The 24,999-nt window shown below is 74.6% G+C and carries 25 protein-coding genes; 9 read left to right on the forward strand and 16 right to left on the reverse strand.

What is annotated here, in order from left to right; all coding sequences use genetic code 11:
- Positions 1 to 18: 18 nt before the first annotated feature.
- From ACWGSR_RS06670 to ACWGSR_RS06695, 6 genes are all read right to left on the reverse strand, one after another.
- The gene (locus tag ACWGSR_RS06670) at positions 19 to 1,158 is read right to left on the reverse strand and encodes a glycosyltransferase (protein ID WP_453563996.1); all 1,140 of its coding nucleotides are present in this window, start codon (positions 1,156 to 1,158) and stop codon (positions 19 to 21) included.
- Complete coding sequence (locus tag ACWGSR_RS06675; protein ID WP_376235001.1) at positions 1,155 to 1,886, reverse strand: polysaccharide deacetylase family protein; 732 nt, start codon at positions 1,884 to 1,886, stop codon at positions 1,155 to 1,157. Before ACWGSR_RS06675 ends, ACWGSR_RS06670 begins: the two co-directional genes overlap by 4 nt.
- Positions 1,855 to 3,591 carry a murein biosynthesis integral membrane protein MurJ gene (gene murJ / locus ACWGSR_RS06680; RefSeq protein WP_453564218.1) on the reverse strand — a complete coding sequence of 579 codons (1,737 nt, stop codon included), beginning with the start codon at positions 3,589 to 3,591 and terminating at the stop codon, positions 1,855 to 1,857. Before murJ ends, ACWGSR_RS06675 begins: the two co-directional genes overlap by 32 nt.
- 508 nt (positions 3,592 to 4,099) lie before the next feature.
- Complete coding sequence (locus tag ACWGSR_RS06685; protein WP_376234836.1) at positions 4,100 to 5,425, reverse strand: O-antigen ligase family protein; 1,326 nt, start codon at positions 5,423 to 5,425, stop codon at positions 4,100 to 4,102.
- Positions 5,426 to 5,427: 2 nt separating this feature from the next.
- Positions 5,428 to 6,891 carry a sugar transferase gene (locus tag ACWGSR_RS06690; RefSeq protein ID WP_453564000.1) on the reverse strand — a complete coding sequence of 488 codons (1,464 nt, stop codon included), beginning with the start codon at positions 6,889 to 6,891 and terminating at the stop codon, positions 5,428 to 5,430.
- Positions 6,888 to 8,024 carry a glycosyltransferase gene (locus ACWGSR_RS06695; protein ID WP_376234841.1) on the reverse strand — a complete coding sequence of 379 codons (1,137 nt, stop codon included), beginning with the start codon at positions 8,022 to 8,024 and terminating at the stop codon, positions 6,888 to 6,890. Before ACWGSR_RS06695 ends, ACWGSR_RS06690 begins: the two co-directional genes overlap by 4 nt.
- Positions 8,025 to 8,476: 452 nt before the next feature.
- Here ACWGSR_RS06695 and ACWGSR_RS06700 point away from each other — a divergent pair, with 452 nt between their 5' ends.
- Positions 8,477 to 8,716 (forward strand): chaplin, encoded by a 240-nt coding sequence (locus tag ACWGSR_RS06700; RefSeq protein ID WP_366371412.1) that lies wholly within the window; start codon positions 8,477 to 8,479, stop codon positions 8,714 to 8,716.
- Positions 8,717 to 9,165: 449 nt separating this feature from the next.
- Positions 9,166 to 9,447 (forward strand): hypothetical protein, encoded by a 282-nt coding sequence (locus ACWGSR_RS06705; RefSeq protein ID WP_376234844.1) that lies wholly within the window; start codon positions 9,166 to 9,168, stop codon positions 9,445 to 9,447.
- A 547-nt stretch (positions 9,448 to 9,994) separates the two neighbouring features.
- On the opposite strand, the gene ACWGSR_RS06710 is transcribed toward ACWGSR_RS06705, so the two are convergent.
- Positions 9,995 to 10,504 (reverse strand): hypothetical protein, encoded by a 510-nt coding sequence (locus ACWGSR_RS06710; RefSeq protein ID WP_453564005.1) that lies wholly within the window; start codon positions 10,502 to 10,504, stop codon positions 9,995 to 9,997.
- A 171-nt stretch (positions 10,505 to 10,675) separates the two neighbouring features.
- Between ACWGSR_RS06710 and ACWGSR_RS06715 the strand changes: the two genes are divergently transcribed.
- Together ACWGSR_RS06715 and ACWGSR_RS06720 are read left to right on the forward strand one after the other, a co-directional pair.
- Positions 10,676 to 10,987, forward strand: a complete 312-nt coding sequence (locus ACWGSR_RS06715; protein ID WP_376234849.1) for a hypothetical protein — start codon at positions 10,676 to 10,678, stop codon at positions 10,985 to 10,987.
- Positions 10,988 to 11,321: 334 nt separating this feature from the next.
- Positions 11,322 to 11,603: a chaplin gene (locus tag ACWGSR_RS06720; RefSeq protein WP_376234852.1), complete on the forward strand. Its 282-nt coding sequence runs from the start codon at positions 11,322 to 11,324 to the stop codon at positions 11,601 to 11,603.
- Positions 11,604 to 11,681: 78 nt separating this feature from the next.
- Here the strand turns inward: ACWGSR_RS06720 and ACWGSR_RS06725 are convergent, their stop codons facing one another.
- Positions 11,682 to 12,548 carry a tyrosinase family protein gene (locus ACWGSR_RS06725; RefSeq protein WP_453564009.1) on the reverse strand — a complete coding sequence of 289 codons (867 nt, stop codon included), beginning with the start codon at positions 12,546 to 12,548 and terminating at the stop codon, positions 11,682 to 11,684.
- Positions 12,532 to 12,948 (reverse strand): tyrosinase family oxidase copper chaperone, encoded by a 417-nt coding sequence (locus ACWGSR_RS06730; RefSeq protein ID WP_453564012.1) that lies wholly within the window; start codon positions 12,946 to 12,948, stop codon positions 12,532 to 12,534. The genes ACWGSR_RS06725 and ACWGSR_RS06730 overlap by 17 nt, the downstream gene beginning before the upstream one ends.
- A gap of 174 nt (positions 12,949 to 13,122) precedes the next feature.
- Here ACWGSR_RS06730 and ACWGSR_RS06735 point away from each other — a divergent pair, with 174 nt between their 5' ends.
- The 4 genes from ACWGSR_RS06735 to ACWGSR_RS06750 are packed head-to-tail and all read left to right on the forward strand — an operon-like array spanning position 13,123 to position 16,272.
- On the forward strand, positions 13,123 to 13,626 hold the full coding sequence (locus ACWGSR_RS06735) for a DUF5949 family protein (protein ID WP_376234859.1): 504 nt from the start codon (positions 13,123 to 13,125) through the stop codon (positions 13,624 to 13,626).
- Between the two features lie 47 nt (positions 13,627 to 13,673).
- On the forward strand, positions 13,674 to 14,321 hold the full coding sequence (locus tag ACWGSR_RS06740; RefSeq protein WP_376234861.1) for a vitamin K epoxide reductase family protein: 648 nt from the start codon (positions 13,674 to 13,676) through the stop codon (positions 14,319 to 14,321).
- A gap of 1 nt (position 14,322) precedes the next feature.
- Positions 14,323 to 15,330 (forward strand): glycoside hydrolase family 26 protein, encoded by a 1,008-nt coding sequence (locus ACWGSR_RS06745; protein ID WP_376234863.1) that lies wholly within the window; start codon positions 14,323 to 14,325, stop codon positions 15,328 to 15,330.
- Between the two features lie 9 nt (positions 15,331 to 15,339).
- Entirely contained in the window at positions 15,340 to 16,272 is a 933-nt protein-coding gene (locus ACWGSR_RS06750; RefSeq protein ID WP_453564018.1) for a hypothetical protein, read from the forward strand.
- Positions 16,273 to 16,278: 6 nt separating this feature from the next.
- Here ACWGSR_RS06750 and ACWGSR_RS06755 read toward each other — a convergent pair whose 3' ends face one another.
- Both ACWGSR_RS06755 and trhA read right to left on the reverse strand, forming a co-directional pair.
- Positions 16,279 to 16,884, reverse strand: a complete 606-nt coding sequence (locus ACWGSR_RS06755) for an acyl-CoA-like ligand-binding transcription factor (protein ID WP_453564021.1) — start codon at positions 16,882 to 16,884, stop codon at positions 16,279 to 16,281.
- 17 nt (positions 16,885 to 16,901) lie between these two features.
- Positions 16,902 to 17,588, reverse strand: a complete 687-nt coding sequence (trhA, locus tag ACWGSR_RS06760; protein WP_376234869.1) for a PAQR family membrane homeostasis protein TrhA — start codon at positions 17,586 to 17,588, stop codon at positions 16,902 to 16,904.
- Positions 17,589 to 17,784: 196 nt separating this feature from the next.
- Between trhA and ACWGSR_RS06765 the strand changes: the two genes are divergently transcribed.
- Positions 17,785 to 19,608 carry a phosphoenolpyruvate carboxykinase (GTP) gene (locus ACWGSR_RS06765; protein WP_453564024.1) on the forward strand — a complete coding sequence of 608 codons (1,824 nt, stop codon included), beginning with the start codon at positions 17,785 to 17,787 and terminating at the stop codon, positions 19,606 to 19,608.
- Between the two features lie 129 nt (positions 19,609 to 19,737).
- Here the strand turns inward: ACWGSR_RS06765 and ACWGSR_RS06770 are convergent, their stop codons facing one another.
- The 5 genes from ACWGSR_RS06770 to ACWGSR_RS06790 form a co-directional block, all read right to left on the reverse strand.
- On the reverse strand, positions 19,738 to 20,331 hold the full coding sequence (locus tag ACWGSR_RS06770; protein ID WP_376234873.1) for a hypothetical protein: 594 nt from the start codon (positions 20,329 to 20,331) through the stop codon (positions 19,738 to 19,740).
- Positions 20,318 to 21,940: a substrate-binding and vWA domain-containing protein gene (locus ACWGSR_RS06775; protein WP_453564027.1), complete on the reverse strand. Its 1,623-nt coding sequence runs from the start codon at positions 21,938 to 21,940 to the stop codon at positions 20,318 to 20,320. The genes ACWGSR_RS06770 and ACWGSR_RS06775 overlap by 14 nt, the downstream gene beginning before the upstream one ends.
- Entirely contained in the window at positions 21,937 to 23,223 is a 1,287-nt protein-coding gene (locus tag ACWGSR_RS06780) for a toxic anion resistance protein (RefSeq protein WP_453564030.1), read from the reverse strand. The genes ACWGSR_RS06775 and ACWGSR_RS06780 overlap by 4 nt, the downstream gene beginning before the upstream one ends.
- On the reverse strand, positions 23,220 to 24,356 hold the full coding sequence (locus ACWGSR_RS06785) for a hypothetical protein (RefSeq protein WP_376234880.1): 1,137 nt from the start codon (positions 24,354 to 24,356) through the stop codon (positions 23,220 to 23,222). The genes ACWGSR_RS06780 and ACWGSR_RS06785 overlap by 4 nt, the downstream gene beginning before the upstream one ends.
- Positions 24,357 to 24,505: 149 nt before the next feature.
- Positions 24,506 to 24,901 (reverse strand): SCO4983 family protein, encoded by a 396-nt coding sequence (locus ACWGSR_RS06790; protein ID WP_366371443.1) that lies wholly within the window; start codon positions 24,899 to 24,901, stop codon positions 24,506 to 24,508.
- Between the last annotated feature and the right edge of the window lie 98 nt (positions 24,902 to 24,999).

Raw genomic sequence — 24,999 nt, forward strand, 5'->3', positions numbered from 1 at the left:
TCTCACTTCACGGGTGCTTCAGGAACGTTCTGCGGGTGACGGCGTGCCGTGGACGGCCTGGTCGTAGAGGGACATCAACTGCCGGGCGCTGCGCGCGATGTCGTAGTGGCGGGCGGCCTCCGGCACCGGGAGCCGGGCGGGCCGGGCCTCCGCCAGGTCACGGAGGGCGGCGGCCAGTTCGGCCGCGGAGCCGCCGGTCCGGCGCGCGCCCGGGGCCGCGTCCGCCGGCAGGTCCTCGACCGCCGGGCACGCCGCGTACAGGACGGGGAGGCCCGCCGCGAGCGCCTCGACGACCGCGAGTCCGAAGGCCTCGTCGGGGGAGGCGGACACGAAGGCGTCCATCGCGGCGAGGAGTCCGGGCAGCGAGGGCCCGGCCGAGCCGGCGGGCGGCGGGTCCTCGCAGGCCCCGGCGAGCAGCACCCGGCCGGCCGCCCCGAGCCCGCGGGCGAGCCGCAGCAGCTCCTCCCGCTCGCCGCCCTCCCCGACGAGCAGCAGCCGGGCCTCCGGGACCGCCGCCACCGCCCGTACGAGCAGATCGAACCGCTTCCCGGGGGCCAGCCGCCCGACCCCGCCGACGACGTACGCGTCCTCGGGGAGGCCGAGCGCCGCCCGGGTCCGGCGGCGGGCGTCCGGGTCGAAGGCGAACCGGCCGGTCTCGATGCCGTTCGGCACCACCCGGACGCGCTCCTCGGGAACCCCCCAGTCCGTGAGCCGGCGGGCCACGCTGGGCGAGACGGCGACGGTGGAGGTGCCGAGCCGCTCGGACGCCAGATAGAGGGCGCGGGTGCCCGCCGACAGCGGCCGGCCCTCGATCTGGTGCTCGCCGAGGGAGTGCTCGGTGGCCACGATCCGGCGCACCCCGGCGATCCGGGCCGCCGTCCTGCCGTACACGCACGCCCGGTACAGGTGCGTGTGCACGAGGTCGTAGCGGCCCTGCCGGACGACCCGGGCGAGCCGGGGGAGCGCCCCGAGGTCGCGGTTGCCGGTCATGCCGAGGTGGGTGACGGGGGTGCCGTCCGCCTCGATGCCGGCGGCGACCGCGCCCGGGTTGGTGAGCGTCACCACCCGGCCCTGGACGGGGAGGTGGCGCAGCAGGAGCCGGAGCTGCTGCTCGGCGCCGCCGATGCCGAGGCCGGTGATGACGTGCAGGACCCTCATCGCGCACCGACCACGGCCGGGGCGTGCGCGGCGGGGGCCGCCAGGTCGGCGGGCCGGCGGCGGCGCAGCGGGTGCAGCACGCGCTTGGCGGTGAGCCGCCAGGCGGTGTCGTTCTCGCCGATGTGGACGCGGGGCAGGGCGTACGCGCCGGTGTGAGGACCCGGGTCGATCGCGCAGGCGTAGCGGTAGCCGGCCCGGCGCACGGCGCGCATCGCGCGCGGGTCGACCTGCCCGTACGGGTAGCAGAAGCCCTCCACCGGGCGGCCCGTCATTTCCTCCAGGAGCTCGCGACTGTGCCGGGTCTCGGCGGTGAGCGTCCGGTCGTCGGCCTCGGGCAGCGCCACGTGCGTCAGCCCGTGCGAGCCGATCTCCATCCCGGCACCGGAGATCCGCCGGATCTCCTCCCCGGACAGCAGCCGCTTGCGCGGACCGGCCGTGTCCCAGCCGTTCTCGCCGCCGAGCCGGCCCGGCAGGACGTACACCGTGGCGGTGAAGCCGTGCCGGCGGAGCAGCGGCAGCGCCGAGTCCACGAAGTCCGCGTAGCCGTCGTCGAAGGTCAGGCCCACCAGGCCCTTGGCGCGCCCCTGGGCGGTGGCGGCCAGCAGCTCCCGCACCGACACCCCGCGCAGCCCCCGGTCGCCGAGCCAGCGCAGCTGCCGGGCGAAGCGCGCCGGGGAGACGGTCACCCGGTACGGATCATCGGCGGTGTCCGTGATCGAGTGGTACATCGCCACCCACAGGGGAGGCCTTCCCCACAGGGGCGACCCGCCCCGCGGGGGGAGGCTCCTTCCCAGGGGCGGCTTCGGCAGCAGACGGCTCAGCGCGGTGACGGCGGGCATGGGGGGTCCTCCGGTAGGCGGAGCGGGGCAGGGACGGAAGGCCGGACGCCTCGGGGGCGCAGGCGAGGAAGAGCAGGAAGACGCAGGTGGCGACGAGGGCGGCGACGGCGACGGCGGGGACGGCGGGGCCGATCGCGACCGAGCAGGCCCAGCCGGCCCCGGTGGCGCCCGCGCCGGCGGCGGCGAGCCGGAGCAGGCCCGCGCCGAGCCGGCCGGCCCGGACCGGGACGGACTGGCGGTGCGCGCCCCGCAGGAGCAGGACGGCGGTCAGGGTGATCCCGAGGGCGTTGGCGGCGGCGATGCCGACCGCGCCCCAGTGCTGGGCGCCGGGCACGCCCGCGACTCCGGTCGTGACGAGCCCCGCGCCCATGGCGGCGGCCGGGTACCAGAGCGGGCGGGCGGCGGAGAAGTAGCAGCGGACCAGGGCGCCGACCATCGTCTGGCCCAGCAGGCCGAGGGCGTACACCCGCATGACGGCGGCGGTCGCGGTGGTGTCGGAGCTGCCGAACTCGCCCCTTTCGAAGAGGAGTTCCACGATCCTGGGGGCGGCGGCGATCACCGTCGAGGCGCCGACGAGCACCACGACGGCGGCGAGCAGCAGGTCCCGCTCGACCCGGTGGCGGGCGGTCTCCTCGTCGCCCGCCGCGAGGGCGCGGGCGACCACCGGGAAGCTGACCGTGCACAGCATCAGGGAGAGGATCATCGGCAACTGCGCGATCTTCTGCGCGTAGTTCAGGTGCGAGATGGCCCCGGCGGGCAGCGGCGAGGCGAGGAACCGCTCGATCAGCGTCTGGGACTGGCGGCACAGCGAGAACGCGACGACCGGGGCGATCAGGCCGAGCACCAGGATCCGCCCGTCCTGCCCGCCCCGGGGCGCGGACGCCCGCGACGGCGGGGGTACGGGTCCGGAGCGCAGCTCCCGTACGAGGGAGGGCGCCTGGACCAGGACCATCAGGACCCCGCCGACCGCGACCCCGGCGGCGGCCGACCGCACCCCCCAGGGATCGCGGAGGACCAGGATCGTGCCGATGATCCCCACGTTGTACGCCGCGTAGATCATGGCCGGCGGCAGGAAGCGGCCGTGCGCGCGCAGCGCGGCCGAGCAGTAGCCGACCAGGGCGAAGGAGAGCACGCAGGTCGCGGTGAGGCGCGTGCAGTCGACCGCGAGCGCCGGATCGGGGAGGCCGGGGGCGAGGGCCTTGACGATCAGCGGGGCGGCGGCGACGAGGACGGCGGCGGCGAGGCCGACGGTGAGGGTGAGCCGGGGGAGCGTCCCGCGCACGAGCGCGCGCACCGGGTCGTCGAGCGCCCCGTCGCCGCGCCGGGCCAGGGCGCGGGAGAACGCGGGCACCAGGATCAGGGCCATCGCGTCCTCGATGAGCAGCGTCGAGGCGAACTCGGGCACGGTCCACGCCACCAGGAACGCGTCGGTCGCGGCCCCGGCCCCGAAGTACCCGGCCAGGATCTGGTCCCGCACGAGCCCGAGCACCGCCCCGACGGCGGTGAGCCCGGCGGTCACGGCCGCCGCCTTCGCGAGGAAACCGCGGCCCTGGGGCCTGCCACCGCCTCCCTTCGCCCGCGCGCGTCTCCTCACGCGCGTGCGTGCGTGGGCGCGTCGGCCGGTGCGGGGTGTTGTGGCCGTCGCCGTCGGTGGGGTGGTCGTGGTCGTGGTCGCGGCTCCGGCGGCCGGTTCGGCTCCGGTCGCGGCGCCCGCCCCGGCGTCGGTCGCGGTCCCGGTGCCGGTGCCGGCGCCGGTGTCGATTCGGGGCCCGGGCGTCGTACCGCTTCCGTTCCCGGACCCGGACCCGGACCCGGACCCGAGCCCGGGCCCGTGCGTGCCCACGGGCCGTCCGCGCACGGCGACCCGGCGGGCCCCGGCGAGACCGCCCGCCGGCGGGGCGCCGTGGGGGTGCCCGCCCGCCCCCGGCAGCACGACGGCCCCCGGGGCCCACGGGGAGTCCGTGGGGCTCAGGGGCGGGGTCGACCAGGGGTCGGCCGGCGGGGCGCCGTGGGGCGGCCGGGGCACCGGGCGCCACCCGTCGGACCGCGGCGGGTCCGCGGGCCACCCGGCGTCCGTGGGTTCCGGTTCCCCGGCCCACGGGTCACGCACGTCTCGCCCCCACCAGCGACCACCAGGCCGCCAGGCCGAGCACGACCGACATCAGGACCGTCGAGGGGCCGCCGATGTCCGCGTAGAAGAAGTCGGTGAGCTGCCAGACGAGCAGGCCCGTGGCGACGAGCGCGCAGTCCGCGCCGGGGCCGGACCCGGGGCCGCCGCGCCGCCGCAGCGCACCGACGAGCAGCGCCGTCCAGCTCCCCGCCAGGGCGAGCAGCCCCACGAGCCCCTGCTCGCTCAGGACGAGCAGGTACATGTTGTGCGGGGAGAGCAGCGGCTGCCGCCGGAAGGCCGCGCCCGCGCCCGCCGTGTCGCTGCCCGAGGACAGCGCGACCGAGGCGTGCGCGTCGCGGTACTGCGGGAAGCCCTTCAGGCCGACGCCGGTGAGAGGCTCCGCGCGCCACATCTCCCCGGCCGCCGCCCACATCGTGTACCGGTCCGTCACCGACTGGTCCGGCGCCGCCGTCACCCGCGTGATGCTGGCGACCCGGTCCTCCACCATGTCCGAGCCGATCCCGAGGCCGCCGACGAGGACCACGCCGAGCGCCCCGGCCGCGAGCCCGACCCGCACCGCCCGGCGCGGCCCCGCCAGGAGCAGCTGGAGCGCGCAGGCGACCACGGTCGCGATCCACGCGCCCCGGCTGAAGGAGAGGACCAGCGGGAGGAACAGCAGCCCCGCGCAGACCAGGGCCGCCGTCCGCGCCCGCCCCGGACCGCTGCCGAGCGCGATCCCGGTGACGACGACGAGCCCGTACGAGACGACGGTCGCCATGCCCATCACGTCGGTGGCCCCGAACGTCCCGACGGCCCGGACGTCCTCGCCCTGGTACGAGGCGCCCGTACCGGTCAGGTACTGGCCGACGCCCACCGCGCCCTGGAACAGCGCGAGCCCGACGAGGGCCCAGGCGACCACGGCGAAGTCCCGCCGGTCGCGGACCGTCAGGAGCACGGCCGCCGGGACCAGGACGAAGACCTGCACGTAGCGGGCGACGCCCGGCAGGCTCGACGCCGGGTCGTTCGAGGTGATCGCGGCCAGACAGATCCCGAGGACCGGCAGGCCGAGGACGACGGCCGCCGTACGGGTCAGCGGCCGGGCCCCGCCGCGCGCCACCCGCACCAGGCAGATCAGCACGAGGAGCCCGGAGGCCGCGTCCGCGACCGTGCCCGTCCCGCCGGTGCCGCCCTGCGCGCCGCCGCCGCCCGGGACGAGCAGCAGCGCGATCACGGCGAGGACCGGGGCGAGGGTCCCGGCCCTGCGGAGCCGGTCCCGCGCCGCCGGGCCGACCACGGGAAGCGTCGCGGCCGTGGCCATCCTCAGCTCCCCGTGGGTCGGACGAGCTCGGCGGCCGTGCGCAGCAGGATGCAGACGTCCTGCCACAGCGACCAGTGGTCGATGTAGTGGTTGTCGAAGCGGCAGCGGTCCTCGATCGAGGTGTCGCCGCGCAGCCCGTGCACCTGCGCGAGCCCGGTGAGCCCCACCGGCATCCGGTGGCGGGCCGCGTAACCGGCGTGGATCTTGCTGAACTGGGCGACGAAGTAAGGGCGTTCCGGCCGGGGCCCGACCAGGCTCATGTCCCCGCGGAGCACGTTCCAGAGCTGCGGCAGCTCGTCCAGCGAGGTCTTCCGCAGGAGGCTCCCGGCCGCGCTCATCCGCCGGTCGCCCGCCACGTTCCAGCGGGTCGCCGACTCGGTGTCGTCCGAGGGCCGGAGCGTACGGAACTTGAGCAGCGTGAAGTGGCGCCCGTACTGGCCCACCCGTTCCTGCCGGAACAGGACCCCGGGGCCGTCCGAGAGGCGCACGGCGAGCGCGCAGAGCAGCAGCACGGGCAGCGCGAACACCAGCGCGGGGGCGGCGAGGGCGATGTCCAGGACGCGCTTGGCGGCGAGGCCGCGCCGCTCGTCCAGCGGGACGATCCGGTGCCAGGCGTGCCCCCACATGTGCTCGCCCATCGGCCCGTCCTGGTGCCGGCCGCCGACCCGCCAGGTGGTGCAGCCGTACTGCTGGAAGAGCGTCATCAGGCCCGGGTCGTCGTCCAGGAACACCGCGTCGCGCACGGTGTTCTGGATGACGGCCCGGTGGATCTCCTCGGTCGTGGTGAGCACCGGGAGACCGGCCTCGCCGGCCGCCCGGGGGGCGCCGCCCTGCTCGGGCACGCCGACGATCCCGACCGGCAGCACCCCGTACTCGGGATGCTGGACGGCCGCCGCCGCGAACCGGCGCGCGTCCCCCGTCCCGCCGACGACCAGCGCCGACCGGGGGTGCGCCTTCGCGATCCGCCGCCGCCGGCCGATGACGAGGGCGCGGACCGCGCAGACGAGGAGGACGTGGACGGCGTACGCGGCGCAGAGCCGCAGCGGTCCGATCGCCAGGTCCGGGGAGTACGCGGCGACGCCCGCCGCCGCCAGGCACCAGGCGACCCCGGCGCGGGAGGCGAGCGCGGGCAGCTCGTCCAGGGCCCGGACGTGCGCGGCGGGCCGGTGGAGCCCGGCGTGCCCGTCGAGGAGCAGGACGAGCGCCAGGACCGGCAGGACGAGCCGGACGTCGTGGTGCGCCGCGCTCAGGACCGAGGCGGCCGCGACGACGGCCAGGCCGTCGACCGCCACGAGCGGTGCCGCGCCGGCCCACCGGCGGGTCCGGGCGCCGGGGCGGTGGCGGCGCGGCACCGAGAGGCGGCCTGGGGTGCCGCGGGGCGGCGCGAGGGAGGTGAGGCCGAAGGCCTGGCCCGCCGCGGGCCAGGGGCCCGGCGAGGAGGGGACGCTGGTGCTTTCCGTGGTCACTGTGCGATCGGCTCTCTGTGCTCGGCCCCCCGCACTCCGGCCAGTTCGCGGTAGACGTCCGCGACGGCCGCGCCGGTGCGCCGGACATCGAAACTGCTGCGTACGTGCTCGTGGGCCTCCCGGCCCAGGCGGTGCCGCAGCTCCGGCCTGCCGAGGAGGCGGCCGAGAGCGGCGGCGAGCGCGGCCGGGTCCTCGGGCGGGACCAGGCACAGGGGTTCGTGGGCGGGCGGCAGGCTCTCCCGGGCCCCGTCCACGTCGCTGACGACGACGGGCCGGCCGCTCGCCATGGCCTCCAGGGGCGCGAGCGCCATGCCCTCCCAGCGGGACGGCAGGACGACCACGTCGGCGGCCCGGTACCAGGGGGCGGTGTCCCCGACGGCCCCGGCGAACCGCACCGAGGGGCCGGCGGCGGCCCGCAGCCCCTCCGCGTCCGGGCCGTCGCCGACCAGGACGAGCCGGGCCGCGGGCACCTCCGCGAGGACGGCGGGCCAGGCGGCGAGCAGCACGTCCTGTCCCTTCTGACGGCAGAGCCGGCCCACGCAGACGACCGTGGGGGCCGGGTTGCGGGGCGGGCCGTCGTTCGCGAACCGGGCCGTGTCCACGCCGTTGTGGACGACCGACCAGTCCGCCTCGACCCCGGCCGCCTCGCCGGTGCGGCGCTCGGCCTCGCTCACGCAGAGGATCCGGTCCGTCCAGCGGGCGCCGAACCGCTCCCAGCGCCGGGCCAGCGCGGCGGTCGTCCCCCGGACCGCCGCGAACGACCAGGCGTGCGGCTGGTACACCGTCGGGATCCGGCCCCGCAGGACGAGCCGGGCGCACAGCCCGGCCTTGGCGCTGTGCGCGTGGACGAGGTCGGGCCCGACCGCGCGGACGAGGCGGGCCAGGGACGCGGTCTCGCGGACGAGCGCGGGCCCCGGGTCGCGGCCGGCCCGCCAGTCGTGGACCTCCGCGCCCTCGGCGCGGACGGCGGCGGAGAGGACGGTGCCGGGCGGGCAGGCGACCGCGACCCGCAGGCCGGCGGCGCGCTGGGCGCGCACGAGGTCGACGACGACGCGGGCGACCCCGCCGTCGCCGGGCTGGACCGCGTGCAGGACGGTGACGGACCCCGGGTCCGTGTCGTGTGGTGACAGCACGTCAGCGCCGCACGTCCGCCCGGGCGGCCGACGTGCCGCGGGGCACGGCAGGAACCGCTGAATTCCGCATACAGGTTCTCCGCTTTGATGAGAGGAGGAAGGGAAGACCCGCGAAGGCCGGGAGGGGGGAAGGTGTGGTCCGCACGAAATGGGTGAACGCGCGGCAGGCCCGGAAGCAACGTTCGAGAAAGTTATAACCCCGAATCGGGGCGATACTAAGCATTAGATGCACGGCAACACTAACTCCCGTATCTATGTGGCCTGTTCGTCGTTGTACGTGTTGCGCCATTTCGCGCCCGGACGCTCCCGTGCCCCTCTTTCGGCCCAAAGGCCGATCGCGAGTCACCCGTTCGGGAGAGCAACCGATGGAAATCGGAGGCGTTGTTGAAGGAGTCGGGCCCGCCGGTCCGCGCAGTCCGAGCCGTATGAATTCGATCGAGGAGCACTTCTCCATGTCCCGTATCGCCAAGGCCGTTGTCCTGACCATGGGTGCCGCCGCCGCCGTCGCCGGTACCGCGGGTGCCGCCGTCGCCGACGCCGGAGCCGAGGCCGCGGCCGTGCACTCCCCCGGCGTCCTCTCCGGCAACATCGCGCAGATCCCGGTCCACATCCCGGTCAACGTCTGCGGCAACACCGTGAACGTCATCGGCCTGCTGAACCCCGCCTTCGGCAACACCTGCGCCAACGTCTGATCCGGCACGCCCGATCGGTCCTTTCGAGGTCGGTGCGCCCGCTCCCACCAGGGACGGGCGCACCGGCTTTTCCATGTCGTCGCGGGGTCGGAACCCGCTCCGGCGCACGGGTGCGCGCCGCCCGGTGCAACGGCGCACGCCCCTCTCCGGGACAGGGTGGGAGGGTGGATTCACCCGAACGGGTGCGTGGCGCTCAGTAGTTCTCCGACTGCGGAGGGCTATGGCCGCAGGCCCCTCCGGGTGACGGCCGACCGGCCCGCGGAGCGGGGGAACGCGTGTGCGGTCGGCAAATAGCACCGGTCTCATCGATCGGGTGCAGTGTCGAGAAATCCTTCCTCCCGGAGTTTCCGGGAAGCGCACTTCTCGTTACAGAAGCAGAACGACGTACGGGATTCGCCCGAGAAGTCCGTACGGGAAGTGACGTGAAAGTCAGAGGAAGGATTCACCCCATGAAGCCCACCAAGGTCGCCGCGGTCGTCGCCGGTTCGCTGATGGCGCTGGGTGCCGCCACGCCCGCCATGGCCACGGAGGCGCTCACCCCCACCAGCCTGAACGGCGGCCTGGAGGCGATCGCCGCCAACGGCCTGAAGACCGACGTGCTGAGCAGCACCACGGAGGGCTCCCCGGTGAAGACCGTCACGGACACGGCGTCCCAGCTCAACGAGGCCACCAAGGGCGGCTCGCTGCTCGGTGGCCTCCCGCTCGCCGGCGGCCTTCCGCTGGGCGGCTGACACCCCGTCAGTACGGGTGTCCCCAGGGGCATTCCCCGAGGCCTTCGCGCCCCGTTCCCCACGGTCGGCTGATCGAATGATTTTCAGATGATCTGCCGTGTGGCCCATGCTCCACGCCCCGCTCCGGCTCCTACTCTCTCGCCAGTCCCACGCGCACGTCAGTGGGTACCAGGCCGGTCGGAGCGAGGGGGAGTTTCGTCGGCCTCTCCTTTTCTCAGAGGAAGAGCGGTATGCGGTCCATCATCAGCAGGAAAGTACTCACCGCGGCGGCAGCGACCGGAATCCTGTCGCTGAGCGGCGGATTCGCCCTTGCCGCGAGCTCCCACCCGGGCGCGGGCGAAGGACCGGGCCCGGGTGCGGCCGGCCACGTCCAGGCTCCCCTGACGGCGGACGTCTGCGGCCGGATCGCGGAGAAGGGGGCCGCCGCGGCGGCGGCCGTCGGGCACCTCTGCGGTCACGCGGGAGGCCAGGACGACGGCTACGGCCACGACGACGGCGGTTACGGCGGGGACGACGACGGCGGTTACGGCGAGGGCGACGAAGGCGGTTACGGCGAGGAGCCCTCGCACCCGCCGACCACCCCGCCGACGACACCTCCCACGACGCCGCCGACGACGCCTCCCACGACGCCGCCGACGACGCCTCCCACGACGCCGCCGACCACTCCGCCGACGACGCCCCCCACCACCCCTCCGACGAAGCCGCCGACGACGCCGCCGACGACACCCCCCACGACGCCTCCCACCACGCCGCCGACGACGCCGCCGACCACTCCGCCCACCACCCCTCCGACGAAGCCGCCGACGACGCCTCCCACGACGCCGCCGACGACCCCGCCGACCAAGCCTCCGACCACTCCGCCGACGAAGCCGCCGACGACGCCTCCCACCACGCCGCCGACGACTCCGCCGACGACCGCCCCGCCCACGACCACTCCGCCGGCGACGCCTCCCACGACGCCGCCGACGAAGCCCCCCACCACTCCGCCGCAGCTCCCCGAGACCGGTAGCGAGCCCGCGCTCATGGGGGCGGCCGCGGCCAGCGTCGCGCTCGTCATCGGCGGTGCCGTGGTCTACGCCCGTGCCGGACGACGGTTCGCGCGCCGTCACTGACCCTCCGTACGGACACCGCGTCAACCGGGGCCCTCACCTTCACCGGTGAGGGCCCCGCGCGCTGCCGCGCCCAGGGGAGACCTGCCACGTTCTCCCGCGGGCCTCGTTGTCAGAACATGAATCTGCGCTCCCACGCCGGCACGGGTCTCCTCATGACCGCGCCCGCCTCCGCCGTCGAGGCGCCGGTGGACGCCCCGCTGCCCGAGCTCCTGCGCGGCAGTGAGCCCGGTCACGCCCTCCTCACCGCCCCGCACTCGGAGATGGCGGCGGCCACGCCGGGCGCCACCGTCGGGAGCCCGGTGGAGGCGCCCCGCGGCAACGGCCTCGACGGACTGCCGGACCTCACCCTGCCGCGCGTCGGCCTGCTCGCCCCGACGCTGAGCGGCGCACTGGACTCCCGGCTCGGCCTGGCGCCCGAAGGGCACTGACCGGAGCGGGTGACCGGCTGAAGCGGGTGACCGGCCGAAGCGGGTGAAGGGACGATTCTTCCCGCCCCCGTCACCTGTTACTCGCTGCCCGCCACCCGTCACCCCGGCGGGCCGTCGATCGTTGCAGGAGAAGGCTCGTCGCATGGCCGAGGCCCGCGGACCGGGCCCGTCCCGTCGTATCCGACGGCGGACGGAATTCCGGTCCGCGGGCCATTTTTTCTTTTTTCCTTCTTCTCGTTCGGCCCAATGGCCGTGACCCGCAACTCCACCCGGCGTTGAACCGGCATGACGACCGTGATTCCTGCGGTCGCTTTCCACGTCCAAGGAGTTCTTGATGTCTCGCATCGCGAAGGCTGCCGCTGTCATCGCCGGCACGGGTGCCGTTGCCCTCAGCGGAGCCGGCCTGGCCGTCGCCGACTCGGGCGCCGAGGCCGTCGCCGCCCACTCGCCCGGTGTCGCCTCCGGCAACGTCCTGCAGGTCCCGGTCCACGTCCCGATCAACCTCTGCGGCAACACCGTCAACGTCATCGGCCTGCTGAACCCGGCCTTCGGCAACACCTGCATCAACGCCGACGGCGACGAGGACCGCGAGGACGACGGCGGCTACGGCGGCTGATCCCCTCGCTCCCCACCCGTGTCCCCCCGGCCCGACGAGGCCGGGGGGACACGCGCGTACGGGCCCGTGCGCGGCGGCTCAGGCGTACCGGTAGATCCGGCTGTGGTCGAACATCGAGGCCGGGGTCACCCCCCACGGCGCCATCGGCTGGTGCCGGGCGACCACCTTGCGGTACTGCCCGTCGCCCAGCGGCGGCGGCTCCGCCGGGAGGTAGGCGGCCCCGGGGTTCCGCTGCTGCCAGCGGGACCAGACCAGGTCCACGAAGGCGTGGTGCAGCCAGAAGACCGGGTCGTTCACGGAACCGCCGCCGAGCATCAGCCCGCCGACCCAGCGGTGCACCCGGTTGTGGATCCGGAACCGGTCGTTGCCCTGCCCCGGCGCCCAGCCCTCCAGGCGGTTGCGGAAGCCGGAGGGACTCGCCGAGTTCCAGGGCGTCACGTCGTACACCCGTTCCCGCATCACCTCCTCCAGCTGGGCCTGGGTGGGGAGCGCGATCGGGTCGCGGGGGCGTCCGAAGTCCCTGGTCAGGAAGCGGCCCTCGGTCATCGACTGGGTGACGTTCCAGCGGCCGGAGGAGTGCGCGAACGGGCCGGTCATCACCTGGAGGTCGGACCGGCGCCCGTTGCCGCCCATGAAGTCCTCGCCCCAGATCGACGACGCCGGGCTGTTGTCCCGGGTCCAGTCCCAGTACGGGACGCTCACCGTGGGGTCGATCCGGCGCAGCGCCGTCTCGAATTCGAGCAGGAACCTCCGGTGCCACGGCAGGAAGCTCGGCGTCATGTGCGCGACCCGCAGCCTGCCCTCCCCGTCGGCCACGTAGTGGTCGATGTGGGTGCGGACGAAGCGGTCGTACGTCCCGGCGCGCTTGAGCTCCAGGACGGCGGCGACGAACCTGCGGCGCTCGGCGCCGGTCAGGTCGCGCTGGTTCTTACGCGTGTACACCACGCGGGCTCCCTCCCGTAGGGCCCGTGGGGACGCCGTGGGCGCCCGCGAGGGGGGAGAGCGGGGCTGTGCCCAGCTCGTCCACGGCCGCGCGGACCGCCGCCAGCGGCGTCGGGCAGGACTCGTAGTGGTCGATCGGAGTGACGTAGCCGCCGTCGGCACAGCGCATCAGGTGCAGCGGCCGGCCGTCGACGAAGGCCGTCGGCTCGCCGCCGGGGCCGGAGAGGCCCAGGATGCGGCGGCCCCCGTACATCTCGTCGAAGGCGTGCGGGTCGTCGGCGTGCGGGGCGTCCGGTCCTCCGTCCGGGGCGCGGAGCGCGACGCGGCCGAGGGCGCCGCCGGTGAAGGCGGTGACGGCCAGGGCGAAGAGGGACCGCAGTGCGACGCGGCGCGGGACGGTCATCGGTGGTCTCCAGTCGGTCGGCCGGGGGTCCCCCCGCCGCAGGGAGGGGGAGCCTTCAGGGCACAACGATGAAAACCCGGGTTCGTTGCGGCGGAAATGCCAGCGGCGTGAATGTCGGCCGTTCGGGTGAAAGGGGCGCGGGGAAAGGGTGGTTGGAGCACTAGCATCCGATTCATGACCACTTCCAACGTCGTGTCCTCGGCGCGCAGCGCCTCTCCGCTGGGAACCCTCACGGTGATCCCGTGGTCCAGCGAGCCCTCCGCCGAGTCGGCGGGCACGCCGTTCCTCATGGCGTACTCGCTCGGCGACGGCCGGGACGGCCCGGAGGCCGGTCAGCAGGCGATGCGGGCGGCTCTGGAGGCCATGGGCCTCTCGGTCGGCGACCGGCTCTTCGACCTGGAGAAGGACACCGGGATCAACGCCTCGCTGCTCGTCGAGGGCGGCTCGGCCGTGCTCAACCTGCCCTTCCTGAAGGTGCAGTGCCCGGTGCCCGACGAGTGGCAGACGGCCGCCCGGGAGAGCGGCAAGGCCTATCTGATCTGCTCGGTGCGGCCCTGGCCCGAGGCGGTCCCCGGCCGGCCCGTCGACGAGGCGCGGCTGCGGGCCTTCGTGTCGGACGAGGAGATGCTCGCGGAGAGCGCCCACGTCCTGCTGCCGGTCCGCCGCCTCCAGGGCTGAACGGGCCGGACGGAAGAGCGGGAAGAACCGGGAAGAGGGGTCGCGCCATGGCGACGGTGGACGTACGGGGCGGAGTGCCGGGCCAGCGGCGGCGGGAGGACGTCCGGGAGGACGGCGGTCCGGTCGGGGCGGGCCGGGGCCTCGCCTGGCTCCTGGTGGTCACCGGCGCGGCGGGCGTCCTGGCCGGCTGGGTGATCACGCTCGACAAGTTCAAGCTCCTGGAGGACCCCGGCTTCACCCCGGGGTGCAGCCTGAACCCGGTGGTCTCCTGCGGCAGCGTCATGAAGAGCGAGCAGGCGGCGGTGTTCGGGTTCCCCAACCCGATGCTCGGGCTCGTCACGTACGCCGTCGTCGTCGCGATCGGCGCCGGGCTGCTCGCCGGGGCCCGCTACCGGGGCTGGTTCTGGCTCGGCCTGAACGCCGGGACGCTCTTCGGGGTCGGCTTCTGCACCTGGCTGATGCACCAGTCGCTGTACGAGATCAACGCGCTCTGCCTGTGGTGCTGCCTGGCCTGGACCGCGACGATCCTGATGTTCTGGTCCGTCACCGCGCACAACGTCCGGACCGGGGTGCTGCCCGCGCCGGCGGGGGCGCGGACCTTCTTCGGCGAGTTCGCCCTCGCGCCGCCCCTCCTGCACCTCGGGATCGTCGGGATGCTGATCCTGACCCGGTGGTGGGACTTCTGGACGAGCTGACGTGAACCGTCCCTCCTCGACGTCCTTCCGGCCGCGAGCCGCACCGATCGTGCTGCTCGCGGCCGCTCTCGTCCTCCTCCTGTCGTACGACCGGCTCGCGCCCGAGGGCCGGCCCGCCGGGGAGCGGCCGCCGCAGGGGGTGCCCTCGGGGTTCTTCACCGGCTCCGACGAGGCCGGGGTGCGCCGGATCGCCCGGGTGCGGGAGTGGCTCGGCGGCACGGCGCTGACCGTCGGGCACACGTACCTGCCGGGGGACCGCTGGTCCAACATCGAGGGGCATCCGGCGCTCTTCGGGCCGTGGGCGCGCTGGAAGGAGGAGCGGCCCGGACGGCTCTTCGTGCTCAACGTGCCGCTGCTCGACCGCAGCGAGGAGGGCCTGTCCGACGCCGAGGTGCGGGAGGGCCTGCGGCGGGGCGCGGCGGGCGCGTTCGACGGGCACTTCCGGGCCCTGGGGGAGCGGCTGGTGGAGCACCGGCTCGGGGACGCGGTCCTGGTCCTGGGCTGGGAGATGAACGGCACCACGTACAGCCACCGCTGCGGCCCCGACCCGGAGGCGTGGAAGGCGCACTGGCGGCGGACGGTGGAGGTGCTGCGGGCGGTGCCGGGGCAGCGGTTCCGCTTCGACTTCACGCCGAGCCGGGGGCGCGACGCCGTGCCGTGGCCGCTCTGCTACCCCGGGGACGACGTCGTCGACATCATCGGCATGGACGCCTACGACCAGCCCGAGGGCCTCTCCTTCGAGGGCCAGGTGAACGAGGAGTACGGCCTCGCCCACCACGTCCGGTTCGCGGCGGAGCACGGCAAGCCCGTCTCGTACCCGGAGTGGGGCCTCTTCCGCAACGGCGACAACCCGGCGTACGTCCGGGGGATGCTCGACTGGTTCGCCGTGCACCGGCCGGTCTACCAGACGGTGACGGACTACTGCCCGCACGGGGTGTGGGAGTGCGCGGACAATCCGGAGTCGGCGCGGGTGGTCAGGGAGGTGCTGGGAGCGCCGGACACGCCCTAGGGTTCTCGGATGCGACGCGCGGATGCCTTCGGGGAGGACGGGGCCTGGGCGGGGGTGTCCCTGGAGGTGGAGTCCCGCGGCCGGCCCGGACTGTGCCTGTTCGCCGCCGAGGGGCGGCTGCTGCTCGCGCAGGAGGGGCGGCCGGTGCTCCTCGCCGCCGTCGACGACGACCACTGCGGGGTCGTCTTCCGGCGCACCGACGCCTACCGCTCCGTCGTCCCGCCGCTGCGGGCCGCGGCCGCGCGGGAGGCGGCCGGGCGGCCGGACCGCTGGGCGTACCGCTTCGCGGAGCACCTGGCTGAGGCGCCGGACGGGCCGCTGCACGGCGGGCGGTGGCTGCTCTCGCGGGAGGGCCCGCTGCTCCGCTGGAACCACCTGAACCTGCCGCCCTCCGCGTACTGGGGCGAGATGCTCGTCGAGGGCCATCCCGACGGGTACGTCGACTGGTTCGTCCACCACGGGTCGTGGGAGATCCTGCCGCTGCGGCCGATGCCGGACCCCGGTGACGCGCGGGTCAAGGCGTACCGCAAGCAGGCCCGTGACGGGGTCCTGCCGCCCGTCCTGCTGTGGTGGGTCAGCGGTCTGGACTGCCACGTGGTCCTGGACGGCCACGCCCGGCTGGCCGCCGCGGTCGCCGAGTCGGTCGCGCCCCCGCTGCTGTACCTGGACCGCACCGCGCCCGGCGACGAGGTGGCGGCGGGCACGGAGCGGGCGGCGGAGGAGTACGAGGCCGAACTGGCCCGTTTCGCGGGGCTCCGTGCCCGGCACGGCGACGTCGTTCCCGACGGCGCGGAGATCGCGGGGCCCGCGCTGGCCCGCCGTCTCGCGGAGCTGCGCACGGGGACGCGGCCCACCTGGGCCTGGCCGCTGCCCGGCGGGCGGGACGAGTGGAGCCGTGTCGCCCGCGAGGTGACGGGCGGGGAGGGCGATCTGCCGGTGTGAGCGGGGTCAGGGGAGAGCCGGGCCGCCCTTGAGGGTGTCGAGGGTGCGGTCGAGGAGGGTCACGAGGTCGTCGGTGCGGCCGTGTTCGGCCCAGTGGGCGGTGGTCTCGCGGAGGGCGCCGAGGACGGCCGCGGTGAAGACGCGGACCTCCAGGGCATCGGGGGCGCGGCCGGTGCGGTCGGCGAGGGCGCGGGCGAGGCGGCGGCCGGTCTCGGCGGTGGTGTCGGTGAGGCGGGCCCGCACGGCGGGGATCTCGACCATGAGGCGGGCGCGCAGCCGGGTCTCCTCCGGCTCCTCGGCGAGGGCGGTGCGGACCGCTTCGAGGAGGACCGCGCGCAGGGACTCCAGGGGGTCCTCGCCGGCGGGGCGGGCGCGCAGCCGGGCTTCGAGGAGGGCGTCGTCCTCGCCGGTGAGGAGGACGTCCTCGCGGACCGGGAAGTAGCGGGCGACGGTCGAGGGGGAGACCTCGGCCGCCGCCGCGATCCGGTCGGTGGTGGCGGCCTCCCAGCCGTGCTCGGCGGCGAGCCGGTGGGCGGCCCTCCGGATCGCCGCGCGGGTCTTCGCCTTCTTGCGTTCGCGGAGGCTGGGGCGGGCGGGGACGTCGGCGGCCATGCCGCCATTCTCGCAGGTCAGGCGTGTTGGTACGCGACCAGCGAGATGCCGACGTAGTGGACGATGAAGGCCGCGAGGGTCAGCGTGTGGAAGACCTCGTGGAAGCCGAACCAACGCGGGGACGGGTTCGGGCGCTTGATGCCGTAGATGATCCCGCCCGCGCTGTAGAGCAGGCCGCCGACGACGACCAGGACGAGGACGGCGATGCCGCCCGTGCGCAGGAAGTCGGGCAGGAAGAAGACCGCGGCCCAGCCCATCGCGATGTAGCAGGGCGTGTAGAGCCAGCGGGGCGCGCCGACCCAGAAGACGCGGAAGGCGATGCCGGCGACGGCCGCCGCCCAGACCGCCCACAGCAGCGGCTTCGACGTGGAGTCGGGGAGCAGGAGCAGGGTGAGCGGGGTGTAGGTGCCCGCGATGATCAGGAAGATGTTGGCGTGGTCGAGGCGCCGGAGCACGGCCTCGCCGCGCGGGCCCCAGGTGCCGCGGTGGTAGAGCGCGCTGATGCCGAAGAGCAGGCACGCGGTGAGGACGTAGATCCCGCAGGCGATGCGGGCGCGGGGGGAGTCCGAGAGGGCGACCAGGACCAGGCCCGCGACGATCACGGTGGGGAACATGCCCGCGTGCAGCCAGCCTCTCAGCATGGGCTTCAGCGGGAGCACCGGCGAGGGGTCGTCCGGGGGCACTTCCGGGGTAGCTGCAGTCATGCACGGAATCGTACCTACGGGCCCGTAGGTCCCGAATGCGAGTGGCGATGCTCACATGTGCGGCCCTCTGGACATATGGGCGGTTCCATCGGATGATCAAATGAGTGCGGTCGGCACCGGATGAGCAAGCTACGAAGCATCCGGGTCGCGGCCCCCACGGGGCAAACATCTAAAAAACCCCTCAAAAGGAGCAATCGTGGCGCGCGACAACGCGGCTCCCACCACCGTCCCCACCCAGCACCAGGAGCTCGTCTCCTGGGTGAACGAGATCGCCGAGATCACCCAGCCGGACACCATCGTCTGGTGCGACGGTTCCGAGGCCGAGTACGAGCGCCTGTGCGAGGAGCTCGTCGCCAAGGGGACCTTCGAGAAGCTCGACCCGGTCAAGCGCCCGAACTCCTACTACGCCGCCTCCGACCCCTCCGACGTGGCACGCGTCGAGGACCGCACCTTCATCTGCTCCGAGAAGGAGGAGGACGCGGGCCCGACCAACCACTGGAAGGCCCCCGCGGAGATGAAGGACCTCTTCGCCGGTGAGGACGGCATCTTCCGCGGCTCGATGCGCGGCCGCACCATGTACGTCGTGCCCTTCTGCATGGGCCCCGTCGGCTCCCCGCTCTCCGCCATCGGCGTCGAGATCACCGACTCCGCGTACGTCGCCGTCTCCATGCGCACCATGACCCGCATGGGACAGGCCGTCCTCGACGAGCTGGGCGACGACGGCTTCTTCGTCAAGGCCGTCCACACCCTCGGCGCCCCCCTCGCGGAGGGCGAGCAGGACGTGCCATGGCCCTGCAACTCCACCAAGTACATCTCGCACTTCCCCGAGACCCGCGAGATCTGGTCGTACGGCTCCGGCTACGGCGGCAACGCCCTGCTCGGCAAGAAGTGCTACGCGCTCCGCATCGCCTCCGTCATGGCGCGTGACGAGGGCTGGCTCGCCGAGCACATGCTCATCCTCAAGCTCACCCCGCCGCAGGGCGAGTCGAAGTACGTCGCCGCCGCCTTCCCGTCCGCCTGCGGCAAGACCAACCTGGCCATGCTGGAGCCCACGATCTCCGGCTGGACCGTCGAGACCATCGGCGACGACATCGCCTGGATGCGCTTCGGCGAGGACGGGCGGCTCTACGCCATCAACCCCGAGGCCGGCTTCTTCGGCGTCGCGCCCGGCACCGGCGAGCACACCAACGCCAACGCCATGAAGACCCTCTGGGGCAACTCCGTCTTCACCAACGTCGCCCTCACCGACGACGGCGACGTGTGGTGGGAGGGCATGACCGAGGAGGCCCCGGCCCACCTCACGGACTGGAAGGGCAACGACTGGACGCCCGCGTCCGAGACGCCCGCCGCCCACCCCAACGCCCGCTTCACCGTCCCCGCCGGACAGTGCCCGACCATCGCGCCGGAGTGGGAGGACCCGAAGGGCGTGCCGATCTCGGCCATCCTCTTCGGCGGCCGCCGCGCCTCCGCCGTCCCGCTGGTCACCGAGTCCTTCGACTGGAACCACGGCGTCTTCCTCGGCGCCAACGTCGCCTCCGAGAAGACCGCCGCCGCCGAGGGCAAGGTCGGCGAGCTGCGCCGCGACCCCTTCGCCATGCTGCCCTTCTGCGGCTACAACATGGGCGACTACATGGCCCACTGGGTCAAGGTCGGCGCGAACGCGGACGCCGCGAAGCTGCCGAAGATCTACTACGTGAACTGGTTCCGCAAGAACGACGCCGGCAAGTTCGTCTGGCCCGGCTTCGGCGAGAACAGCCGCGTCCTCAAGTGGATCGTCGAGCGCCTCGACGGCAAGGCGGAGGGCGTCGAGACCCCGATCGGCATCCTGCCGACCGCGGAGTCCCTCGACACCGACGGCCTGGACCTGCCGGCCGAGGACCTGGAGTTCCTCCTCAAGGTCGACCGTGACGTGTGGCGCGAGGAGGCCGCCCTCGTCCCCGACCACCTCAACACCTTCGGCGACCACACGCCGAAGGAGCTGTGGGACGAGTACCGCGCGCTCGTGGAGCGCCTCGGCTGATCCCGCACCCCGAACTCGTGGTGGGTTGCCCCGAAATTCCGCCCTGACCAGTGGGGTCACGACGGCCCACCACGATCCGCCCGGCCCCCGGAGCCCCCTCAGGCCCCGGGGGCCGGCGCATGCGCCCGGTCAGCCGCGCCCCCGGTCCTCCAGATAGCGGGTGTGCGTCCGCTGCCGGATCTCCTCCGCCTCCTGGAGCGCGGCGGCGATCCCGGCCGCCTCCTCGCGCAGCGCGGCCAGCTGGCGCTCCAGATGCCGCTCCGGCGGCTCCGTGCCCGGCGCCACGCGCGACCACCACCGGGTCCGTACGAAGGTGTCGACCGCCTCCGGCACGTCCTGGCGGACCGCGCGGGCCAGCACGTGCAGGTGGTCCGGGTCGCTCACCCAGCCCGGTTCCAGGAGCGCTTCGAGCAGCGCGTCCAGCTCGGCGAGCCGCTCGCGGGCGACGGCCGGCAGGTCCGCCTCCGCGAGGTACGCCCGCAGGGTCGCGAAGTCCGCCCGCAGCGATCCGAGCCGCTCGCCCCCGTCCTCGAAGTCCGGCGCGGCCGGCCGCTCGGGCGGGGCGATCAGCGCCCCCGCCCCGTACAGGCCCGCGACCACCAGCGGCCAGAGGCCGCCCGCCGCGCCGGTGAGGGCGATCCCCACGCCGGCCAGGCCGCCGAGGCAGCCCGCCAGGTTCTTGCGGGACTCCGCGTACCGCAGCAGCCGCTCACTGATAGCCACGGATCTCCTCGAAGGCGCCTTCCAGGGAGCCTTCGGTGGCGTCGAAGAGCTTCCCGCCGGTCAGTTCCGCGATCCCCTCCAGCTCGGCCCGGTCGGAGTCCCCGAAGAGGATCGGGAAGACCGGGGTGCGCCGCTGTTCGGCCGGGAGGGAGCGGTGGAAGGCGGCGAAGCCGTCGGCCGTGTCGCCGTCGGTGTTCTCGCCGTCCGTCATCAGGACCACCGAGGTGAAGGCGTCGCCCGGCGAGCTCCCGAGGGAGCGGTACGCCTCCTGGAGGCTGGAGTAGACCGCCGTGCCGCCGGAGGCCGAGAGCCCCGCCGCCCCGGCCCTGATCGCGTCCAGCGCCGCCTTCGGGGCCGCCGGGTCGACCGCGTGCGTCCGCACCTCCGCCCGCTTCACCGAGGAGCCGAACGGCATCAGGGTGACCTCCTCGCGGTCCCGGAAGTCCCCGGTCAGCTCGGTGAGGGCCGCCTTGAGCCGGTCGAGCCGCTCGCCCCGCATGGAGCCCGAGGTGTCGAGCACGTAGACCGTGCGGGAGGGCCTGCGCAGGGTGTTGTCGTACGCGTCGAGCAGCCCGTCCGCGACCGATCGGCTGCCGGGGAAGGGGAGTTCGCGGCGCTGGTCGCGGGCGAGCGCGGGCGCCGGGGCGACCCCGGCGACGACCGGGCGGCGCAGGGTCGTCTCCGTGATCCGCCGCTGGACGTCCGGGGTGCGCAGATAGGCGGTGAGCCGCCCGGCCGCCTCCTTCGCCTCCGGCCGGGCGGAGGCGAGCAGGGTGAACGGGTAGTCGGCGGTGACGACGCCGTCGGACGGCCGGATCACGGTCAGCTCCCCGGCCGGGAACGAGGAGAGCAGCACCGACTCGTAGTTGACGAGCGCGTCCACGTCGGGACGGCGGCCGTAGGCGGTGGCCAGCCAGCCGGAGGAGCCCGAGGTCAGCTTCTGCCCGGTGAAGAACTCCTTGAGCTTCGGCGTGGCCCGGCGCACGTCCTCCCCGGTCAGCGCCGACTGGGCGCCGGAGAGCCCGGAGGCGACCGAGACGAGCGCGGAGAGGCCGGAGTTCGAGCGCTTGGGGTCCGTCATGCCGTACGTCAGCCTCCCGTCGGCGACGGCCCGGTGCAGCTGCGACCAGGTCACCTTCGCCGGGTCCCCGCCGAGCCGGGAGAGGGCGGCGGGCCGCACCCCGAGCGCCACCGGGGAGGTCATGACCGGGGTCTCGCCGGTGATCCTCCTCGCGGTGTCGGGGCGGAGCCGCAGGTAGTCGTTGGAGGAGAGCCAGACCGCGTCGAAGTCCTTCTCCGCCTCGCCGGACGCGATCCGCTCGACGGCGTCGAGGGTGCCGGCGTGGGTGGGGCGGACGGTGATCCCGGTCGCCTTCCGGGCCTCTTCGAGGACCGGGGCCATGTCGGCCAGCTCGGAGGAGGCGAGGACACGGAGGGTGCCGGGCTCGAACGCCGTGCTCCCGTCGTCCTTCGCAGGCCGGTCGCCGGGCCCGCAGGAGCCGCCGGTGGCGGTGACGAGCAGGGCGAGGGCGAGGGCGGCGAACGCACGCCCGGGAAGGCGGACGCGGGTGCGGGGCGCGCGGGAGGCGCCGGTCGTGAGGTCGGTCATGAGAGGGCCCCGCCCTCCGGCGCGTGCGCGCGCCGGCCGCGTTCCAGGTGGGCGCTCGCCTCCTGGAGTTCGGCCGTCAGGGACTGGACCGTCGCCGCCATCGACTCCGTCGCCCGCGCCTTGTACGCGTCGATGGTGTCGAGCGTCCGGTAGATCTGCTGGAAGGCGGTCCGGAGCGTCTCCGCGCCGACCGCCGGGTCCGCCGCGATCCGCTGGATCTCGCCTGCCTGGGTCGCCAGCATCCCGGCGTTGCCCCGGATCAGGTCCTCGGTGGTGGAACGCAGCGCGTCCACCTGCTCGGTGACCTTCCGCTGGTTCTCCAGGGCGGAGGCGAGCATCACCGCGATCCGCAGCGCCGACAGGGTCGTCGTCGCCGCCCGCTCCACGCCCTTGATCAGCTCGTCGTTGTTCCGGCGGACCACGTCCATCGCCAGGTACCCCTGGGCGCAGACGGCGAGCTGGGTCAGGACGTCCTGGTGCTTCTGCCGGACGGGGAAGAGCAGGTCGGCGCGGAGGGCGTCCGCCCGGGCCGGGTCCGGGGTGCCGGCGATCCGCTCCTCCACGGCCGCGTCGAGGGCCTCGGTGAGCACCGCGTACTCCTGGAGCCTGCTCATGGTCTCCCACAGCCGGGTCCGCTCGGTCTCCAGCGCGGCGTTGTCCCGGCGCAGTTCGTCCTGGCCGCCGCGCAGCGCGCCGACGATCCGGTTCAGGGTGGCCTGCGAGGAGGCGTACGCGGCGACGTGGTCGCGCAGCCGGTTGCCGCCCGGGAGCTTCGACAGGAGCCCCTTGAAGCCCTTGGCGGGGGTGTCGCGGGGGCCCAGGTCCTCGACGGTGCGCCGGAGTTCGACGAGGGAGGCGCCGACCCGGGCCTGCGGGTCGCCGCCGGGGGCTCCGGCGCCGAGGGAGCGGACCGTGCGGTCCAGCATGCGGTTCGACTGCTGGGCGGCCGAGCGCATCTCGCCCGCGCCGAGCGCCGCGACCTCGCCGACGCGGCCCGCGAACTCGGGGGAGCGCGGGTCGAGTCCCTCGATCGAGCCGATGTACTCGGCGGCCCGGCGGGTCATCTCCGTACGGGCCGCCTCGCCGAGCGGCACCAGGCCGGAGGCCTGCGCGGCGCGGATCGGCGGCACGGGGGCGGGCGGGGTGAGGACGAGCGGGACGTCCTGCCCGGGCGGGGCGAGGACGAACGGGTCGCCGCGCCCGGGCGGTGCCGGGGCCGTGGTGTGTCCCGGGTCCGTCGTCCCTCTCGGAGCGGCGGTCCTCGGGTCTCGCGGTGTCGTCATGCGGTGTCCCCCTGGTCGCGGGCCCGCAGCGCCATCTCGTGCAGCACCTCGCCGGTGGGCACGGGCGCCTGGCGGACTCCGCTCAGCGTCTGGTTGAGGTAGGCGGTGTGGCCGTCGGTCGCGGCGGTGAACTCGCCCGCCGCGCCCTGCGGCCGGAAGCCGTGGCGGACCGCGAGCCGGCGCAGCTCGGGGTCGGTGGAGAGGAGCTCGCCGAGCGCCCGGCCGTTCTCGGTGAGCGGTACGAGGGTGTGGTCGCTGCTGACCGTGGTGTCCGGGTAGAGGACGACGAGGTCGCCCATGGGCCGGCCGGCCAGGAGCTGCGCGGCGACCTGGGACTCGTACACCAGGACCAGCGGGTTGCCGACGCCGCTGATGAAGTCGCGGAAGGGGGCGTCGGAGCCGGCCTGCTGGGCGCCCTGCACCTGGATCAGCTTGCGCAGGAGCGGGGCCGTGCGGGCGACGGCGGCCTTGTCGCCCGCGACCCGCCCGCCGTCGGCGACGTAGCTCGCGGCGGCGAGGTAGAGGGCCCCGGAGCTGGAGGCGACCGGGTCGGTGGAGGTGATGAAGAGGGTGCCGCGCAGTTCGGCGTGGCCCTCGGCACCCTTGAGCTGCTGCCAGGTGCGGTCGGCGCGGGCCGCCGCCAGGTAGGCGTCCATCTTCAGGGTGCCGCTCGTGCCGCGCGGGCCGAGGGTCGCCAGGCCGTTGCCGGCGAGGATCCGGGCTGCGGCGCTGTGGGCGACGACGACGAGCGGCGAGTAGAAGGGCCGCAGCGGGGCGGTGGCCGCCCTGTCCTTCGTCCGCTCGGCGGCCTTGGCGCGGAGGCCGTCGGCCGGGGCCTTCGAGGCCGGGAAGGCGAAGTCGTAGCCCTCGAAGGGCAGTTCGCCCATGTCCCAGGACCCGGAGGTCTGGGTGCCCACGGTGAAGCCCTTGGCGGCCAGGGCCTTCACCACCTGCGGATCGGCGAAGAACTCGGCCTTCTCCGATCCGATGACTCCCCGCACGGTCTTCGTCGCCGTGCCCGTGTCCTCGTCGCCGCCCGTCACGAGGACGGCGGCCACGCCGCCGAGGAGCAGGACGGCGAGGACGATTCCCAGGATGCGTCTCACACGGGAAGCGTGCTCGCGGAAACCCACGTTCCGGGGCGGGCCGGGTGGACGGGGGGTGAAGGGGCGATCCCGGTACCGAACCGGAGGAGGCGGTACCGCGTCCCCCGGCCCGAAAGGGGCGGGGAGGGGTGGTTGGCGCCCGGTCCGCGCGGTTCGTGCCGCGCGGACCGGGGCCGTCAGGGGGCGGCGACCAGGGTGGGTTCCCCGGCCAGTGCCGCGGTGTGCGCGTCCATGCGCCCGGCGGCGAGGATCGCGACAGCCGTGTCGGCCCGGGAGGCGGCGACGACCAGGGCGCGGCCCGCGAGGGCGTGCGCCTTTCCGTGCAGCTCCCGCGCGGACGCGCCGCTCAGGGCGGCGTGCCGTGCGGGCGGTGCGCCGCGCAGCCGCGCCACCTGCCGGGCGATGAGCTCGCCGGCCTCCGTGTCGCCCAGCTCGTCGGTGACGGCGAGCAGGGCCGCGAGGTGTCCGGCGAGCTGGATGTCCAGCTCCTCCTCGCGGGAGCGGTGCGGATACGCGTCGTGGTCGTCGTCGGCCATCCGGTGGACCGACTTGGTGCGGATCGGTTCGTACATGGGACGGCCTCCTGAGGTGCTCTGGAGCCATCCTAGCTTAGATCGAGTCTAAAGTTGAGCCGCGTCTGACGGTGGGGGGTCCGTCACCGGTCGCGCGA

The sequence above is a fragment of the Streptomyces sp. NPDC055632 genome, assembly GCF_053618675.1.